The 17,289-nt window shown below is 71.0% G+C and carries 12 protein-coding genes and 1 pseudogene; 6 read left to right on the top strand and 7 right to left on the bottom strand.

Translation table 11 applies throughout. The features are described from left to right. Window positions 1–11: 11 nt before the first annotated feature. Window positions 12–635 carry a hypothetical protein gene (locus tag ACIP4O_RS06835; RefSeq protein ID WP_401572388.1) on the bottom strand — a complete coding sequence of 208 codons (624 nt, stop codon included), beginning with the start codon at window positions 633–635 and terminating at the stop codon, window positions 12–14. 56 nt (window positions 636–691) lie between these two features. Further along, the gene (locus ACIP4O_RS06840) at window positions 692–1,144 is read right to left on the bottom strand and encodes a hypothetical protein (protein WP_401572391.1); all 453 of its coding nucleotides are present in this window, start codon (window positions 1,142–1,144) and stop codon (window positions 692–694) included. A 415-nt stretch (window positions 1,145–1,559) separates the two neighbouring features. Here ACIP4O_RS06840 and ACIP4O_RS06845 point away from each other — a divergent pair, with 415 nt between their 5' ends. From ACIP4O_RS06845 to ACIP4O_RS06860, 4 genes are all read left to right on the top strand, one after another. Next, on the top strand, window positions 1,560–2,363 hold the full coding sequence (locus tag ACIP4O_RS06845; RefSeq protein WP_401572394.1) for an SAM-dependent methyltransferase: 804 nt from the start codon (window positions 1,560–1,562) through the stop codon (window positions 2,361–2,363). Window positions 2,364–2,463: 100 nt separating this feature from the next. After that, complete coding sequence (locus ACIP4O_RS06850; RefSeq protein ID WP_401572397.1) at window positions 2,464–2,955, top strand: hypothetical protein; 492 nt, start codon at window positions 2,464–2,466, stop codon at window positions 2,953–2,955. A 159-nt stretch (window positions 2,956–3,114) separates the two neighbouring features. Then, window positions 3,115–3,660: a hypothetical protein gene (locus ACIP4O_RS06855; RefSeq protein WP_401572400.1), complete on the top strand. Its 546-nt coding sequence runs from the start codon at window positions 3,115–3,117 to the stop codon at window positions 3,658–3,660. Window positions 3,661–3,760: 100 nt separating this feature from the next. Beyond that, complete coding sequence (locus tag ACIP4O_RS06860) at window positions 3,761–4,327, top strand: Uma2 family endonuclease (protein WP_401572403.1); 567 nt, start codon at window positions 3,761–3,763, stop codon at window positions 4,325–4,327. A 121-nt stretch (window positions 4,328–4,448) separates the two neighbouring features. Here the strand turns inward: ACIP4O_RS06860 and ACIP4O_RS06865 are convergent, their stop codons facing one another. From ACIP4O_RS06865 to ACIP4O_RS06875, 3 genes are all read right to left on the bottom strand, one after another. After that, complete coding sequence (locus ACIP4O_RS06865; RefSeq protein WP_401572406.1) at window positions 4,449–5,939, bottom strand: amino acid permease; 1,491 nt, start codon at window positions 5,937–5,939, stop codon at window positions 4,449–4,451. A gap of 343 nt (window positions 5,940–6,282) precedes the next feature. Further along, a complete protein-coding gene (locus ACIP4O_RS06870) occupies window positions 6,283–7,629 on the bottom strand; it encodes a diaminopimelate decarboxylase (RefSeq protein WP_401572409.1) in 1,347 nt (448 codons plus the stop codon). 221 nt (window positions 7,630–7,850) lie between these two features. Further along, window positions 7,851–8,480, bottom strand: a complete 630-nt coding sequence (locus tag ACIP4O_RS06875; protein WP_401572412.1) for a TetR/AcrR family transcriptional regulator — start codon at window positions 8,478–8,480, stop codon at window positions 7,851–7,853. Between the two features lie 163 nt (window positions 8,481–8,643). Between ACIP4O_RS06875 and ACIP4O_RS06880 the strand changes: the two genes are divergently transcribed. After that, window positions 8,644–9,315: a peroxiredoxin-like family protein gene (locus ACIP4O_RS06880; RefSeq protein ID WP_401572414.1), complete on the top strand. Its 672-nt coding sequence runs from the start codon at window positions 8,644–8,646 to the stop codon at window positions 9,313–9,315. Between the two features lie 53 nt (window positions 9,316–9,368). Here ACIP4O_RS06880 and ACIP4O_RS06885 read toward each other — a convergent pair whose 3' ends face one another. Together ACIP4O_RS06885 and ACIP4O_RS06890 are read right to left on the bottom strand one after the other, a co-directional pair. After that, a complete protein-coding gene (locus ACIP4O_RS06885) occupies window positions 9,369–11,105 on the bottom strand; it encodes a PucR family transcriptional regulator (RefSeq protein WP_401572417.1) in 1,737 nt (578 codons plus the stop codon). Between the two features lie 667 nt (window positions 11,106–11,772). Beyond that, window positions 11,773–15,200, bottom strand: a pseudogene (locus tag ACIP4O_RS06890) (nucleic acid/nucleotide deaminase domain-containing protein); the annotation flags it as partial. A 1,104-nt stretch (window positions 15,201–16,304) separates the two neighbouring features. On the opposite strand from ACIP4O_RS06890, the gene ACIP4O_RS06895 reads away from it, so the two are divergent. Next, window positions 16,305–17,225, top strand: coding sequence for an FG-GAP-like repeat-containing protein (locus ACIP4O_RS06895; protein WP_401572420.1), 921 nt, complete (start codon window positions 16,305–16,307; stop codon window positions 17,223–17,225). Window positions 17,226–17,289 lie beyond the last annotated feature (64 nt).

A 17,289-nucleotide genomic window follows, 5' to 3' on the forward strand; every position in this document is an offset into this window, starting at 1 on the left:
TCGCGACGAGTTTAACTGTCAGTCCTGGGGCCGGAGTTGACTTCCAGCAGGCGCCGCAGCGAGGCGTCGGGGTGCGGTACGCCGGCGGGGACGCCGTACTCGGGATCGACGGCCGGCACCTGCGGCAGCCGGTTCACGAGGCTCTCCAGCGCGGCGGGCAGGGAGGGCGTACGGCGCGCGTGGCACTGCGCGAGGAGTCGGTGCCGTACGGCGGCCGTCAGCGGCGGCGGGCCACCCCCGGATTCTCCGCCCGTCGACGGCACATCCTCGGGTCCAATGCCCGTCGGCGGCTTCGGCGTCCGCCGCCCCCGCGCCCGCCACCGCTCCGCGTCCCTGAACTCCCCGCGCGCGCTGTGCAGCAGGTACAGCAGGAACGCCGCGGTCCGGTTCCCGCCCTCAGCCGCGTGCCGCCACCACCACCCGGCCGCCTCCTCGGCGCGCGTCAGGTGCAGCAACGCCCCGAAGACCAGGGCCCCGTGGGGATCGCCCCCGCCCTCGTCGACGGGTTCGGCGACGAGCCGCGCGAGACTCGCGGCGGCGGGCGGCGCGTCCACGACGAGCGCCACGGCCAGGTCGAGGTCCCGCGCGGCCTGCTCGTGCGGCGCGGGCGCGAGCGGCGCCGCTACGGGCCTCATTCGCCCGCCGTCCGCCGCTACGGGCCTCACTCGCCCGCCGTCTCCCGGTACGGGCCTCACTCGCCCACCCCCGAAAGCCCCTTCACCCGTCCTCGCGCGTAGCGCGCCTGCGCGCCCACCGCCGCCTGCTCGATCCCCAGGTAGTCCGCGATCTCCGCGTCCCCCACCCCCAGCTCGTACCGCAGCACCACCAAGTCGTACAGCCGCTCGGGGAGTTCGGCCAGCGCGGCCCCGGACACCTCGCCCCCGGGCCGTACGCCCCGCTCCGTCGCGCACGCGTGCACCTCCGCCTTCAACACCCGCCACGCGTACCGCGCCACCGAGTCCGAGCCCAGCACCCGCCGCCAGTTCCCGCGCAGCCACCCGCACGCGCGTGCCACGACCTCGTCGCTGTGCGCCGCGCCCACCTGCGTCTCGGCGTACCGCGTCCACAGCCTCATGTGCGAGTCCGCGAAGGCGTCGAAGGTCAGATCCGGTCGCCGGGGCGCGATCAACGCCGGATCGAGCACCGCCCGCCCGCTCCCGACCGCACGCGCACCCCCGACCGCACCCGCACCCGCACTCGTCCCCGAATCCGGTCCCGGTCCCGGTCCCGCTCCCGTACCCACACCCGCGTCCGCCGTATCCGCCCCGCTCCTCGCACCCCGACCCCCCTCGTCCCCCACCCCTCGATCGCACCGCACAGGCGCCGCTCCTTAGCCCTGATCAGCCCGCACCACCAGGAGCCACCGCGCGCGTCCCCGCGCAACCCCCGGCAACCCAGCAACCCTGGCCCCCCTTTGTCTCGCGTCCACCTGCTCCTCCATAACCCCTTTGTCTGCGAACGGACGACACCTCGGATTTCTGTTCGCACATCCGATCCAGGACGTGTAGGCCCCTGGGCGCCGGGGGCAGAAGACCCCACGACGAAGGGGCTGATGGACGATGGACGAGTACGCGGTGGACCTCGAACTGGATCGCGCGCACTCGGCCCGCGTGTACGACTGGTTCCTCGGCGGTACGACGAACTTCCCCGCCGACCGCGAAGCCGCCGCGGCCGCCCTCGCGGCCTATCCCGTCATCCTCACGACGGCCCGCGTCAACCGCGCCTTCATGCACCGCTCCGTCCGTCTCCTGGCGGGCGCGGGACTCGACCAGTTCCTGGACGTCGGTACGGGCATCCCGACGAGCCCCAACCTCCACGAGGTCGCCCAGTCCGTCCGCCCCGCCGCCCGCGTCGTCTACGCCGACCACGACCCGATCGTCCTCGCCCACGCCCGCGCGCTCTTGCACAGCAGCCCGCAGGGCCGTACGGCGTACGTGCAGGCCGAGGCCCGCGACCCCGCCGCCCTCCTCACCGCCCCCGAGCTCCTCGCGACGCTCGACCTCTCCCGCCCGGTCGCCCTCTCCCTCAACGCCCTCCTCCACTTCGTCCCGGACGACGACGAGGCGTACCCGCTCGTCGAAGCCCTCAAGTCCGCGCTGGCGCCCGGCAGTACGCTCGCGATCAGCCATGTCACGCCGGAGTTCGACCCGGCGGGCATAGCACGCCTCACCCAGGCGTACGAGTCCTCGGGCACCCCAGGAAAGGCCCGTACCCGCGAGGCGATCGCCCGCTTCTTCGAGGGCTGGGACCTCCTGGACCCCGGCCTCGTCCCGAGCCACGCGTGGCGCCCCGAAGCCCCGGACCCCACGACCCCGGCGGAGTCCGCCTGCTACGCGGCGGTGGCCCGCAAACCCGCGAGCTGAACCCTGAAGCCCCTCCTCCCGATCCCCGACGTGGTGGCGGGGCGGGTAAGGTCACGCCATTCTGATCATGTGAACGAGTGATGAGGGTGGGGTGGTTGGCGTGTGGGAGCCGACGGAGGCGGAGGGCGGCCGGCTCGCGGTGCGGTGGTGGAAGTGGGCGTGGTCGGCGCCCGCGGACCGCGACCCGGTGACGGACGAGACGGGGGAGCACGCGGACTGGAACCAGCCGGACGACGTGTGGTTCCTGGCGGGCACGTACGGGGGCACGGTCGTGCGCAAGTGCGAGATCCCGGCGGGGCGCCGGGTGTTCCTGCCGGTCGTGAACACGGTGGGCCCGGGCAACCTGCTGGCCCCCGTCCCCGTGGAGATGGGCATGACACGGGCGGAAGCGACCCTGAACGGCAAGAGCCTCCCCCTGCGCGAGTACACGTCGAAGCCCTTCCGCGCCAAGGGCCTGACCCGCCACGTCGCCTGGGGCCTGTGGTCCGCGCTCGACCCGCTCCCCCCGGGCCCGTACGTCCTCGAGATCAGGGCCCGCTCGACCGGCGGCTTCGAGGTCGACACGACGTACCACCTGACAGCGGTGGCGTGACCTTCTCGCGCCGCAAAGCGAGCCCGCCGCTCTCGCCGGGCTCACGCCGGGAACCGGGCCCGCCGCTCTCCCCGGGCGCACGCCGGGGGAGAATGCGCGGGGCGAGGCCTCGGGCGGGCCGGACGCGCCCGCGGGGACGGGCGAGCGAAGGGACTTCGTGTGAGCGGCTTCGTGGTGCGCAGGGGAGCGCCGTGGTCGCGGTGGAGGGTCGCGGCGATCAAGCCCCAGGTCTGGGCCTGGTGCGAGACACCACTCGGTGAGGCGACCCTGGTCAGGGAGCGCGGCCCCAGGGAGACCCCGGAGGACCACGCCAACGGCGGCGAGACCTGGACGGTGTCCCTGCGGGGCGGGGCGGCGACACTGAGCGTGGAACGACTCCTGCCGGAGCCCGTGCACTCGCTGCCTCGTATGGGCAAGGGCCTGGAGGGCACGGTGGACGGCGAACCCTTCCGCCTCACCGGCAGGCCGGCGCTCCGCCCCGCGCGCCGCACGGTCGCGTTCGAGGGCCCGACGATCGACGTCCGTATGACCCGCCGACGTCTCCGCAACCGCCTCGTGGAGCACGGCAACGAGATCGGCTTCCGCGCGGCCGATGAGCGGTGGCACCTCCCTGACCCCACGGACCGCGCGGTTCTGGCCCTCTGCCTCTTCGAATGGGCCCGCCTCGAAGATGCCCTCGCCAACCCCCTGCTCAGCAACCTGTGACGGCGGTCGGCCGCGACGCCGAGAGCGGCTGAGCCGAAGGAGACGCTAGGTTGACCTGAGTCGGATCGGTTCCGCGTGTCAGTGGTCCGGGAGGTGCGTCATGACTGCCGAGCAGGCGGCCCGAGCACGGAGGCACGGGCAGATCACGGCGGAGCGGTACGACTCCTGGACCGAGGAGCAGTGCCGGGGGGTCGAGATCGTGGACGGATCGGTCGCCGCGCGTCCCCGTGCCTCCAAGCGGCACAACCGTCTCGCCCGCCTCCTGGCGAACGCGCTGGAGGCAGCGGCCGGTCCGGAGTGGAACGCCGACACGGACTTCGACGTCCGGCTCCAGGACGTCCCCCTCACCAACCGGCGCCCGGATGTCGTGGTCTACCGCGCGGACACGATCGACGTCACCCCGACCCGCCCGGAACACGTCCTCCTCGTGGCGGAGGTCGTCTCCCCCGGCTCGGAGACCACTGACCGGATCGTGAAGACGAACCAGTACGCCATGGCGGGCATCGCCTTCTACTGGCGGGTCGAGCAGGCGGCGACCGGCCTCCCGCTCGTCCACACGTATGTCCTCGACCCCGCGACCAGGACCTACCGCGAAGCCGGCCTCTTCACCGGCACCATCGAGACCACGACACCCTTCCCGGTCGAGATCGACCTCAGCCGCGTCTGACCGCGCGGCGAAGGGCCGGGGCGGGTCGGTTGGGGCGTTCGGGCTCTCGACGCGAGTAGGCCCCACCGGTCGCGGCCGGTGGGGCCTACTCGCGTATGCAGCGGTTGCGTGGGCCGTTCAGTCAGGCTCCGGTGCCGTCCCGCTGCCCCGGGACGCCCGCCGTGGCGCGTTCCCCCGCCAGCGCGTTCACCCTGTCCCGTACCAGGTACCAGCCTCCCCACAACCCCAGCGCGATCAACGGTGTGCAGGCGACCGTCCAACTGCCTATATCTCCGTCGCAGGCCATCAGGACGACCACCAGGAGGAGGAAGGCCAGGGTCAGGTAGGAGGTGAAGGGGGCGCCGGGGAGGTGGAAGCCGGGGTCGGCGGCGCGGCCGGTGCGGACGCGGCGGCGGAGGGCGAGTTGGCAGAGGATGATCATGGCCCAGGTGCCGATCATCGTGATCGCCGAGAAGTTGAGGACGATCGAGAAGGCGCGGTCCGGGACCAGGTAGTTGAGGACGATTCCGGCCAGGTAGCAGGAGGCCGTGAGGAGGATGCCGCCGAAGGGGACGTGGCGGCGGTTCATCTTCGTCGTGAAGCGCGGGGCCGAGCCCGCGAGGCCCATCGAGCGCAGGGTGCGGCCCGTCGAGTACAGGCCCGAGTTGCACGAGGAGAGCGCGGCCGTCAGGACCACGAAGTTCATGATGCCGTCCGCGCCCGGGATGCCGACCTTGCTCATCAGCGTCACGAACGGCGACTCCGCGCCGCTGTACGACGTCCACGGCAGGAGGAGGACCAGGAGGAGTACCGAGCACACGTAGAAGACCACGATCCGCCAGGAGACGGAGTTGATCGCCTTCGGGATGACCTTGCGCGGGTCGTGCGTCTCGCCCGCCGTGATGCCGACCATCTCGATCGCCGCGTACGAGAAGACCACGCCCTGGGTGATGACGATCGCCGCGACGAAGCCGTGCGGCAGCATCCCGCCGTGGTCCGTGATGAGCTGCGGGCCCCCGGCCTCGCCCTGGATCGGGTGGCGGCTCGCGAGCAGCCAGCAGCCGATCGCGAGGAACGCGATGATCGCCGCGACCTTGATCACCGAGAACCAGAACTCGAACTCCCCGAACCACCGCACCGAGATCATGTTGGCGCCCAGCACGACGAGCAGCGCGACCAGTGCGAGCGTCCACTGCGGTATGTCGCGGAAGGCGCTCCAGTAGTGGAGGTAGACGGCCACCGCCGTGATCTCCGCGATCCCCGAGCAGATCCAGTGCAGGAAGTAGATCCAGCCCGCCAGGTACGCCGCCTTCTCCCCGCCGAGCAGCTCGCGCGAGTACGAGACGAACGAGCCCGAGCTCGGGCGGTGCATGACCAGCTCGCCCATCGCCCGCGCGATGAAGAACGCGAACAGCCCCGTCACCGCGAAGACGACGACGAGGGACGGGCCGGCCTTGTGCAGGCGTTCGCCCGCGCCGAGGAAGAGCCCCGTACCGATCGCGCCGCCCACGGCGATCATCTGCACCTGGCGGCGGCGCAGGCCCGGCGCGTAGCCGTCCTCGGCGACGACAGGGGACGGGGCGGGCGGGGTGGTGCCAAGGGACGCGGTCGCTCGGGTGCTTCCTTGTTGCATGGGGGTTTCGCTCCGTACTGCCAAGAGGCACTGCCGCGCGCCCGCCCGCACCGCGCGACGCCGTGGGGGACGGCGGCGCACGGGTGACGGGGGGCTGGGGACGGCGGCGGGGTGCCGGTCGTTCTCCGGGTGGGGGGCGGGTCAGGGACGCACGGGGGTGCGCACCGGACCCGCAGCACCCTACCGATTGGTAGGTGCGGAATACACTTGTGGGGGATCGGTGCAGGTCAGCGCCGTAGGCGGGGCTGAGTTAAGCACCGTGCGCGCGTCTCGTTCAGCGCCGTACGCGCGTCTCGTTCAGCGCCGTACGCGCGTCTCGCTCAGCGTCGTACGCGCGTCTCGCTCAGCGTCGTACCAGCGCCGGTTCGCCCGCCCCCTTCAGCGCCCCCGACTCCGCCGCGCCGCTCTCCGCCAGCAGCTCCGCCAGGGACTGGGCCCGGCGGATCGGCGCGAAGCGCGTGCGGCCGTCGTCGTCCGTCCAGAAGCCGTGGACCGCCGGGCGCGGGAGGCTGTTGTAGGCGAAGTGCGTCGAGAAGTAGTACGCGCCCGTGTCCCACAGCGCGATCAGGTCGCCGGGGGACAGCTCCGGGAGCGTACGGCCGCGCGCCACGAGGTCGCCCGCGAAGCAGCAGGGGCCCGCGACGTCCTGGACCAGGTCGGGGGACTCCTTCAGCGTGCCGTCGGGGGCGAAGGCCGCGACGCGCAGCGGCCAGGAGTCGGGGACGAAGACCGTACGGGTCGCGACCTGCGCGCCCGCGTGCGTCACCGCGATGCGGCGGCCTCCCGAGGTCTTCGTGTACTCGACGAGCGCCGCGACGAAGCCCTGCTTCGCGAGCAGCGAGCGGCCGAACTCCGTGACGATCGTGTAGCGCCCGTCGAAGAGTCCGGGGACCTTCTCGCGCAGCAGGTTCGCGTAGTCGGCGAAGCGCGGGGTGATCTCCTCGCCCTCGAAGTTGACGGGGAGGCCGCCGCCGATGTCGATCGTGTCGACCTGCCGCCGCCCCGCCTCGCGGTTGACGCGCTCGGCCAGCTCGTACACGATCCGTACCGACTCCGCCATCAGCTCCAGGGCGACGCCCTGCGAGCCCGTGTGCGTGTGCAGGCGCGTGAGCCAGGGGCGTTCGGCGTACTGCCGGACGAGCCAGTCCTCGGCGCCCGCGTCGCGCAGCGCGACGCCGAACTTCGACGTCGCCGTGGCCGTCGACATGGCCCCGATCGAGCCCGTACCGACCTGCGGGTTGACGCGCACGCCGAGCGGCGATCCGGTCGGGCCCTCGGCGACGAGCGCGTCGATACGGGCCAGCTCCTGCGGGTTGTCCGCGTTCACCGCGATGCCGTGGGCGAGCGCGTCGCGCAGCTCGGCGACCGTCTTGGCGGGCGAGTCGAAGACGATACGGGAGGCGGGAACACCGGCCGCGCGGGCGAGTTCCAGCTCGCCGGGGCTCGCCACCTCGCAGCCCACGCCCTCCTCGTTCAGCACCTCCAGGACCGGGACCAGCGAGGCCGCCTTCACGGCGAACGTGTGCAGGACGGGCGCGGGCCCCGCGAAGGCGGCGCGCAGCTCACGTACCGCCTCGCGCACCCCCGTCACGTCGACGAAGCCCGCGACCGGGGCCTCGGGGCCGACCAGTCCGGCGCGCGCGGCCTCGCGCAGCGCCGCGTGCCTGCGGGCCAGGGAGTCGTGTTCCATCGTCGGGTCTCCTCGCCGGATTCCGGTGGGTGCGGTCGTACGGGCACCACTCTCCGGCACCGGCGCGCGCCCCGTCTGCGGCGAATCGGCCCACGTCGCGCCTGTCGTCCTCGTACGGACGGACAAGGGCGGCGGGGGAGGGGGCGGGGGGTTGTGCGGAAGTGAGAAGGGGCGTGGGTGGTTTCGTACGGGAGGACAAGGCGCCCCGCGAGGGCGGGTCCTCAGTCCCGTACCCGCGTCGCGATGTACGCCAGCGTCGTGTCGAGCGCCGTTTCCAGGGGGAGGGTCGCGCGCTGGATCTGGGTGAGGAGGAGGCCGCCCTGGAGTGCGGAGAGGAGGGCGAGCGCGAGGGCGTCCGGGTCGGTGTCCGGCGTGAACTCGCCGCGCGCGTGCATCGCGCGCAGGCCCGCCCTGATCTCGTCCTCCCACTGGTCGAAGGCCTCCGCGACGAGACCGCGCGCGAACGCGTCGTGCTCGGCGACCTCCGCGCCGAGCGCCCCGAGCGGGCAGCCGCCCCGGCAGCCCAGCGAGCGCTGGTGCGCCACGATCCCGTCGCGCCAGGCGCGCAGGCCCGCGAGCGAGTCGAGGTGCGAGAGGAGGGGCTGCTGCATCTCCAGGACGTCGCCGCGTGTGTACGCGACGACGGCGCGCACGAGGTCCTGCTTGCCGGCGAAGTAGTGGTACACCTGCGAACCGCTCACCTCGGCCGCCTCGCGCACCTGCTCCAGCGTCGTCGCCCCGACGCCCTGCCGCGTCATGAGCCGGGCCGCCGCGGCGACGATCCGCTCCCGCGTGGCGCGGCCCTTCGGGGTCAGCCGGGGGGACTTGGGGCCGCGGGCGTTCGTCGGCATCACAGGCTCGCTCTCGTGGTTCCGGCCGGGCGAAGTTGGCTTTCCCCTTCTCCGGCCGGGCGAATTTTCTGGTATGGACAACCCATTTTTCGCGACGAACGATGGCAGCACAAGGGCCGGTCGTCCGAGACCGTCCGCCCGATCCGTATGCCGGAGGTTCGTCGTGCCCGAATCCATCACCGCTCAAGTAGCCCGCCTCCAGGAGCAGATGACCGGCCACATGCCCGCCGAGGCGCTACGCGCCTTCGCCGGGGAACAGGCCGCGCTCGCCGGTGCGCCGGTCCCCGACGCCGTCCCCGCGCCCGGGACCCCGCTCCCGGACGCCGACCTGCTCGACGGCCACGGCGAGCCGACGACACTCGCCGCCGCGCGCGGCGGAGCGCCCGCCGTCCTCGTCTTCTACCGGGGCGCCTGGTGCCCGTACTGCAACCTCACGCTGCGGACGTACGAGGAGCGGGTGCGGCCCGCGCTCGACGCGCGCGGCGTGCGGCTGATCGCGGTGAGCCCGCAGCGCCCGGACGGCTCGCTCACGACGGCCGAGACCAATGCGCTCACGTTCACCGTGCTCTCCGACCCCGGCAACAAGCTCGCGGCGGCGCTCGGCATCCTCACTCAGGCCACGCCGGAGGCGAGCGAGGCGCAGCGCGCGCTCGGTCTCGACGTCGCGGCGGCGAACGCGGACGGCACGGCGGCGATCCCGATGCCGACGACCGTCGTCCTCGACGCCGAAGGGGTCGTGCGGTGGATCGACGTGCACCCCGACTACACGACGCGCACGGAGCCGGAGGCGCTGGTGGGAGCGGTGGACCGGTACCTCGGCGGCGTGTCGGGGTGACTCGGCGGGGCGGCGCTCACGGGTGACTCGGCGCTGCGTCCTCGCGGGGTGACTCAGCGGGGCGCCGACCACGGAAGCAGCCCCGCCGCGCGCAGTCCCAGTTCCGCGACGAGGCGCGTGTCGGGGTCCGTGAGGTCCATGCCGAAGAGGTCCTGGAGGCGGCGGAGGCGGTAGCGCAGGGTGTTGGGGTGGACGGCGAGGAGCTTCGCCGTCGCCGGCACGTCGCCGAAGCGGTCGAGGTACGCGGCGAGGGTGCGGGCGAGGTCCGCGCGGTGCTCCTCGTCGTGCGCGAGGAGCGCGCGGACGGTGGCGTCGGGCGGCGGAGTCAGCGCGGCGACCGCGTCAGTGACACGGAGGGCGTCGAGCGCGGCCCGTACGTCGTCCTCCGCCGCGACCTCGGGCAGGCCCTCGCGCGCCCCCAGGACCCGCAGCACGAGGTGCGCGGCGCGGCGGGACTCGACGGCGCGGGCCAAGTCCTCCCGTACGGCACCGACCGCGACGAGGGGCCGCGCGCCCGCGCCCCGTACCGCCGCCGCCAGCTCCCTGCCGAGGCGCCTCGCGGTCCGTACGGGGTCCTGGGCCGGCTCCTGGGGACGCGCCGACTCCGGCGCGGGCGCGGCGGCGAGCGGGAGCAGTACGTCGAGGCGGTGGCGGTCCTCCTCGCGCACCGTGAGCCCGGCGGGGTGGTGCGCGGTGGCCTGGAGGGCGGCGAGGTGGAGGGCGCGGGCCGGGTCGGCCTGACCGGTCTGCCCGGCTCCGGGCTGCCCGGTTGCGGGCAGGGCGAGGACGCTGAGGACCACGCAGGGGGTGTGCGGGCTGAGGCCGAGGGTCGCGGCGGCGGAGGGGACGTCGGCGGTGCCGTCGATGAGGGCCCGTACCGCCTGGGCGCGGCGCGTCGACCCCGTACGGGTGCGCAGCCGGTGGTGGAGCAGGTGCGGGGCCGCCGTGCGCGCCGCCTCGCGCAGCGCCCGGCGCGCGCCGGGGCCGAGCGGCGTGCCGTCCGCCGCGACCCACAGCGAGCCGAGCACCTCCTCGCCCGCCCGCACCGCGATCGCGAGCCGCTCCGGGAAGCGTTCCTCGGCGGGGCGGTGCACGACGTCGTCGCTCGTCCACAGGGTGCGCAGGAAGCCGCTCGCGCCCAGCTCCGCGAGCCGCCAGCGCGGGACCCGCTGGCCGAGGATCGTGAGGCGGCGCAGCGGGTCGGCGCCGTTCTCAGTGCGGGAGTAGGCGAGGACGCGGGACTCGGGATCCTCGATCGTGACGGCGCCGCCGACGAGCGTGGCGAAGGCGTTCGCGAGCGCGGGGAGGTCGCCGAGCGGCACCTCCGCGTGCGCCCCTTCGGCGCCCCCGCTCTGCGCGAGCCCCGCCCGCAGCAGGGCTATCAGCTCCGTCCACTCGACCCACGGGGCGCGGGTGAGGAGCGCGGTGGGCACGGTGCGGGCCACGTCGAGGAGCCGGGGCGCCGGACCGGTCGCGCCGCGCCGCAGGACGAGCGCGGCGGCCTTCGCGCGGGCGGCGGCCCGGAGCACGTCGGCGGCGGCGGGCGAGGAGGCGTCGACGCCGGTCGCGACGAGGACGTGATCGCGCGCCGAGAAGGTCTCGCCGGGATCGTAGACGCCGACGCCGCGTACGGGAACGGCGTGCCCGCCCGGCACGGTCACGACCTCGACGGCCTCCCCGGCCCCGGCGGCGAGGACGGTGGCGAGGGTGGGGGCGTCGTCGGGCCCGGGGGCGGCGTCGGGCTGGTGGGCGTCCTCGGGCTCGCGTGCGTGGTCGGGGGTGGGCGGCATCCGTCCATGGTGGCGCACGCGGGCGCCGGGCGGAGGCGGATGTGGGGGGCGGCACAGCGGGGCGCGGCCCGGCTCAAGCGGCGTGGAACTCCCGTACGACCTCGATCGGGCCGACGAGGTGCGCGTTGAACTCCGGCAGGTCCTCCGCCGGGACCCGCAGTTCGAGGAACGTGTCCTCCCGCGCACGCGCGGGAGGACAACATGAGCGAGATAATTTCGACCAGTCAGTCAGACTCAGCTGGCTTACGGAAGCCCTTCACCCATACCGCGACACCATAGGTATGTGGGTCGGCCTCTCCGGCATTGAATCCCGCCGAGGACAGAATACCAAGGAGAGCGCTCCGCATACAGGCAACCACGGTTTCATGATGCCGGATTGCGTGAGGGACCTTCGAAGGGTCGACCCCTTGCTCGAATAGCGCCAGGGAACGGTCTGCCAACTCCGACTCCGTTTCCCATTCCACCAAAACATTTCCGGGAGCGATTGGATCCACGTGAACCCCTGCTCCTGAACGGTGGGCCGCAACATTCATCTCGGCTCGGTGAGCTGGAATTCCCGCATCCGACAACGCGTCACAGGTCTGGTCTGCTAGAGCATTAAGTCGAGCCAACTCCTCAGGCGTTACTTTTGGTGGTAGCTCCGAACTGAAGTCAACCATGCGCCCGACTACTCCTTTTCCTCTCGCTGTGTACCCCCGGTCAGCTTCATCTGGAACCCCCCCGCCTGCCGGATGTATTTCGTCAGCAATTGCTTGGCGCCCGATTCCATCCCCGGCAGCCACGGAACCGACCACGTCACAGGGACTCCAACCTCCAGTGCCTCGTCCAGCTCGCCAGCGCAGTCAGCACACGGCTGCCTTTCAGTGTAAAGGGCCTTAATGTCTTTGGTGTCGAACCCTTCTGCTCTCACTTTGTCCATGAGGGCGGTCTCCGCATGCCCGGAGTCGCCACTGCTCGCTACAACCAGATCCCCGGTTTTGGGGTCATTCCAGCCCGGCAGCTTGGCAACCGCTACATTGTGTCTGGCATCATAGAATCCCGATTCCACTCTGAATTGGTGCGCCATACGCCCCAGTTCGTCCCCATTGTAGCGCACAAGGCCGCCACAGCCTTCGCTTACCGCCCCTGTGGCTACTCCTTGCTGTACCAGCCGGCTGACCGGTTTCCGTGTACAGAAATCAACCATCGCGTCCAGTGCGCGGTATCCGATGTTAGCGATGACGTCATCAGCAAGGCCGAGGTTACGCAATGCCTTAAATGCGTCAGAGAATCCGATCCCGGTCCTGGCCGCTGCATCCAGCGCGCGAATTCCGTCTACAAGCGGCCTGATCAACTTGCCGGCGAACAAGGTCGCAACGTCCACTGCGGCCCAGGCGTAGCCTCCCCAGCTTCCGTTATCGCCGCCAGGGGTGATTTTTTTAGCGCATTTGATCCAGCTGCCGAAGAGGATGTCGATAGGGTTGATGCCTTCTTGGTATTCGGCGATTGTGATGGTGTGAGTGACCGTGCTGGAGAGTGTTCCGGTGGAGATGTCTTCCAGATAGATCGTGGCGTCGGCGGCGCACATGTTGGCCCAGATATCGGCGGTGCACATGTACACGCTGAGGTCGGCGCGATAGTTGAACTTCGTGGTGATCGTGCAGTCGCCCTGGTAGACGAGGTGGTTCAGCCAGCCGTCGCAGCCGTCGGTCTTCTTTACGGTCTGCGGGGCGCCGACCTGCTCGATCTTGTTGATGACGTAAAAGACGCCACCGATCGGGTCGCCGACGTTATCGACGACGGTTCCGGTTTCGAGTTGCTTGGCGTTCGCGGCAGCTTCGGCTTCCTCGGCGGCTTGCTGGGCTGAGTCTGCGTATTTTTGTGCGTCTTTGGCTGCTTCTTCTGCTGCGGTGGCGTCGCGGTCGGCCTGTTCCGCTGCCTGGCGAGCGTCGCTTGCGGCGGCTTCGGCTGCGTCTGCTGCCGCGTGGGCTGCTTCGGCGTCGAGTGCTGCTTGGTCGGCGGAGGCGCGGGCGTCCGCGGCGTAGCCTTCCGCGCGTCCTGCGGCTTGGTCTGCGGCGAGGGCGTCGGCTGTTGCTTGTTTGTCGTAGTCGACGGTCCGGGCCAGTGATGCGGTGGCCTTGGCGGCGGCTTCTGCTGCTTGGGCGCTGTAGCCGAGTGCTTCGGCGGCGTAGCCGCGGGCTTCGGCTGCGGAGGCGGCTGCGTTGGCTGCGCTTTGGTAGGCGGCTTTGGTGTCGGCTGCGGCCTGGTCGGCCAGCTTCTGGGCGAGGGCTGCTTCCTGTTTGGCGTTCTTCGCGTGGGTGTCGGCGACTGCGGCCTGTTGCTGGGCGATGGTTTTGGATGCTTGGCCGGTCAGGACGACCAGGGGTGCGGCGTAGTCGGTGGTGATGTAGGGGGAGCCGAGTTCGATGGCGTCGTTGGCCGGCTGGGCGACCTGTGCCGCGGCGTGCTGGGCGTCGGCTGCGGCCTGTGCGGTGGTGTAGGCGTAGCCGGTTGCTTTTGCCGCGGCGGCCTGGGCGATGTTCGCCTGCTTTTTTGCCTCGTCGGCGTCGTTCTTGGCTTCCTTGGCGTGCTGTTCGGCGTCGTCGGCGTCCTTGACCGCTGCCTTGGCTTCGGATGCGGCGTCTTTGGCGGCGTTGATGGCGTCGGCGGCGGCGCTGGTGGCGGTGGTGACGGCGGCGTCGGCTTTGAGCTTGGCGGCCTGGGCGGCGTCGGCGTCCGAGCGTGCCCGTGTCGCGGCTGCCTCGGCTCGTGTGGCAGCGGCATCGGCGTCCGCCGCTGCCTTGGATGCCGCGTCGGCCTCGCCGCGGGCAGCACTGGCCGCGGCCTCGGCTTCGTCAGCCGCCTGATCGGCCTCGTCAGCCGCGGCTCGTGCGGCTGACGCATCCTCTTCGGAGTCCTCGGTATCGGCGTAGGCATCCTTGGCATCGGCCTTGGCGCGTGCGGCGTCCGCTTCCTGTTCGGCGTCCCAGGCGTCGTCGCGCTTCGCCTTGGCGTCGTCCCGGGCTTGCTCTGCGGTGGCACGTTTGTCCGAGGCGGTCTTCGCCGCGCTCTGCGCCCGGGTCTCGGCGGCTTCCGCGGAGTCCTTGTAGCCCTCGGCGTTCTTCTTGTGCTCGGCTGCCTCGGCCTGCTTGGCGGCGGCCGTCTCCTTCTCGGCCTTGGCCGTCTTCTCTTCTGCCTCGGCGGCAAGGCGCTTGGCGTGCGCGTCGGCCGCTGCCGCCTTGGCGACGCCTTCCGCCTTGAGCGCGTCGGCGAGCTTGCTCTCGGCGGTTTCCTTGTCCTTCTTCGCGTTGTCGCGGTGCGTCTTCGCCGAGGACGCGGCTGCGGCGGCCTGCTGTTCGGCCAGCTTCGCGGACTCCTTGCGGAACTCGGCCTGCGTCTGGGCCGTCTGGGCAACTGCGCGCTCGGCGATGGTCTTGCTGTCAGCAGCCGAAGCGTGCGTGGCCGCCTCAGCCGTCTGGGCGGCGACCACCACGGCGTCCAGCGCGGCTGCCGCACCGTGGGTGACCTGGGCCTTCTGCTGCCCCACGAGGAGACCGCGGCCGCGCGGCGCGCCGTTGTCGTCAGCGATCTTGTTCGCGACCGCGATGGCCGTGTCGGTGACGGTCACCGCGCGCTTGGCGGCGGCGGCCTGCTGCTTGAGCTGGATGAGTTGCGCCTTGGTCACCGACTGCGCGTTGGCGAGGCTTTGTTTGGCCAGCGTGAACTGCGAGGCCGGGGGCTGGGTGGTCTCGTTCTTGCCCCGCCTCCTGGTGACCAGTACGCCTGCCAGCGCACCGTGTGGTCGGCGACCCACGCGTAGCCGAGCATGTTGCCCAGCACCTTCGCACCCGACGTCAGTGCCTTGGTCGCGGTGGTGTTGGCATCGACGATCTGGTTGCGCTGTGTGGCCTGCGAGGTGATCTCGGCCTGCCACTCGCCGGCGGCGGTCTCAACCTCTGGACGCAGGACACGGTCAGGGTCTATCGGGTCGCGCCAGGCACACGCGGCGAAACGCGTCTTCAGGTTCTCGACAGCGATGCGGTACTCGGCGCTGTCGACGGTCGGCGCGGAGCTGGGAAAGCCTCCTGATTCCAGGAAGATACGAGCGTCGTCGGCCCCCATTGGCTCCATCGACCACTTGGCGAGCTGGTTGTACGCGGAATTCCTGGTGTAGGCGCGCTCCCACTCGTCCGAGGGCAGACCGGGATCGAGAGTGCCGTCACCGTAGAGAGGTTCGCCCTGGGCCTTGACCGCCTGCCGCGTGTCCGTGTTGGCGAGAGGGGTCGGGTCGTCGTAGAACTCGTCCTCGTCCCGCATGACCTGCTGGAAGTACCACTCGTTCAGCCCGGTCTGTTCGAAGAAGTCCTTCTGCCCACTCTGCCAGTTGGGCGGCTCGTAGAAGTCGGCTCGGCTCTCGAAACCGCCCGGCTCATCGAGGCCGCTGAGGGCTGCCTTCCACTTGGCGGTCAGGCCGTCCTGGGACTCGGTTGCCGACTCAGCCGCCTCGTGGTCGCTTTCGTAAGCGGCAGCCAGAGGCGTGTCTTCCGAGTAGTCCCGGTTCGCGAGGCTGTGGAGTTTCGCCGGGTCCTGGCTGAGTCCGTCCTGGGCTATCGCACTCATGCCGGGTCCGCCCAGGCGCAGCACCCCGCTCATCAGGCACTGGTCCTGCCGCAGTTGCTCGGCGGCAGTATCGACATCCCAGTCGTCCTCGTCGCTGTCGCTGACCTGAACCATGCGGTTCGGTCGGGGAAGGCCACCGGGCTGGACAGCGAAACCGCTGATCAGCGCCAGCGCCGTAACGGGGACGAGGCCGGTGGCGAGGCCGCGGAACCGGCGTCTGAGGCGCCGTCCGAAACGCGGCGGTTTATCACGCATGACTCTAGGAATGGACATGACAGATGGCCGCACAGCCCGGCGCCGGAGCGGGTCGGGCTGCACGGCATGGGTCAGGCGCTACTGACACCCTGTCGTATCAATCCACAGGGTCGTCATATGTTGATCACACTAGCCATACAGATCATGCATATGGCGAGGTTTTCGCGGTAACCATGTGCGGCACAAGAGCCAACTGTGCTGATGGCTAACGGCTCTGATCTGACGGCAGTCTCACCCAGGGGCTTCTTGGGGGCTCCTCGCCGCGGTATCCGCGTTCACAGCGTCCTGACGACGGCGCGGGCGAGCGATCACCACCGGTCGTCCTTACTCACGGAGAAGACGCTTGTGTCATCCACCGCCAACCACCGCTGGCGCTGCGCACTCCGAATCAGTGCTGCGAGCACCGCATTGGCCCTCACAGTGCTTTCCGCATCCACGACTGCCGCCTCGGCGTCCGAGGACACCGCCGGGCAGCGGGCCGCGCGCATCACCGCTGCGGCCCAGGGCGCCGCACCGGGGCACTCCTTCACCACACGCGCGGCGACTGAGCCGGTCCCCTCCTTCGGCCTCTTCGGCATCCGGCCGAACGGAGAACTGAACTACCACCCACCCCGTGGCGACGGGGTCTTCGGCCCACGTGAGCTTCTGGCCACGGACTACACGGACGTCAAGACCGCCAGTAACGCGGACGACGATGGTGACGGCATCGCCGACGACACCTGGCTATGGACTACCGACGGACGCCTTTCCAGCAGTTACGGCTATGTCGGGGACGGCTGGAACAAGTACGACATCGTCTTCTCTCCCGGCAATCTCGGTGGCGCGGCCGGGTACGACATTCTCGCCCGTGATGCGGCAGGGACTTTGTGGATCTACCTCGGTTACGGCGACGGCACCCTCTCCCGTCACGAATTGGACAGCGGCTGGAATCAGTACACCCTTATGGTCGGCAAGGGCGACCTGACAGGTGACGGGAAAGCTGATGTGGTCGCCCGCGACTCGTCCGGTGTCCTCTGGCTCCTCACCGGGACGGGGGATTGGCGCGCCCCCTTTGAGGCACGCACCAGAATCGGCGGAGGCTGGAACGTCTACGACTCCCTCGTCGGTGTCGGGGACAACGACTATGACGGCAAAGCCGACCTCGTTGCCCGCGAACCGGCCGGAGACCTCTACTTCTACAAAGGCACCGGCAAGGCCACCGCGCCCTTCGAGGCCAAACGGAAGATCGGCACCGGGTACAACATCTACCGCGTGATGTTCTCCTGACCAGCGGCCCCGCGCCTCCGGCACTCACCGAGGGGGCGGCACGGAACGTCCCACGAGCCGGACG

Source organism: Streptomyces sp. NPDC088923, from assembly GCF_044749745.1.
In the GTDB taxonomy this organism is placed as follows: Bacteria; Actinomycetota; Actinomycetes; order Streptomycetales; family Streptomycetaceae; genus Streptomyces.

Excerpts from the sequence above, each read along its gene's own strand:
- ACIP4O_RS06835 (WP_401572388.1), bottom strand. The coding sequence starts at position 635 with ATGAGGCCCGTAGCGGCGCCGCTCGCGCCCGCGCCGCACGAGCAGGCC.
- ACIP4O_RS06845 (WP_401572394.1), top strand. The coding sequence starts at position 1,560 with ATGGACGAGTACGCGGTGGACCTCGAACTGGATCGCGCGCACTCGGCC.
- ACIP4O_RS06860 (WP_401572403.1), top strand. The coding sequence starts at position 3,761 with ATGACTGCCGAGCAGGCGGCCCGAGCACGGAGGCACGGGCAGATCACG.
- ACIP4O_RS06865 (WP_401572406.1), bottom strand. The coding sequence starts at position 5,939 with ATGCAACAAGGAAGCACCCGAGCGACCGCGTCCCTTGGCACCACCCCG.
- ACIP4O_RS06870 (WP_401572409.1), bottom strand. The coding sequence starts at position 7,629 with ATGGAACACGACTCCCTGGCCCGCAGGCACGCGGCGCTGCGCGAGGCC.
- ACIP4O_RS06875 (WP_401572412.1), bottom strand. The coding sequence starts at position 8,480 with ATGCCGACGAACGCCCGCGGCCCCAAGTCCCCCCGGCTGACCCCGAAG.
- ACIP4O_RS06885 (WP_401572417.1), bottom strand. The coding sequence starts at position 11,105 with ATGCCGCCCACCCCCGACCACGCACGCGAGCCCGAGGACGCCCACCAG.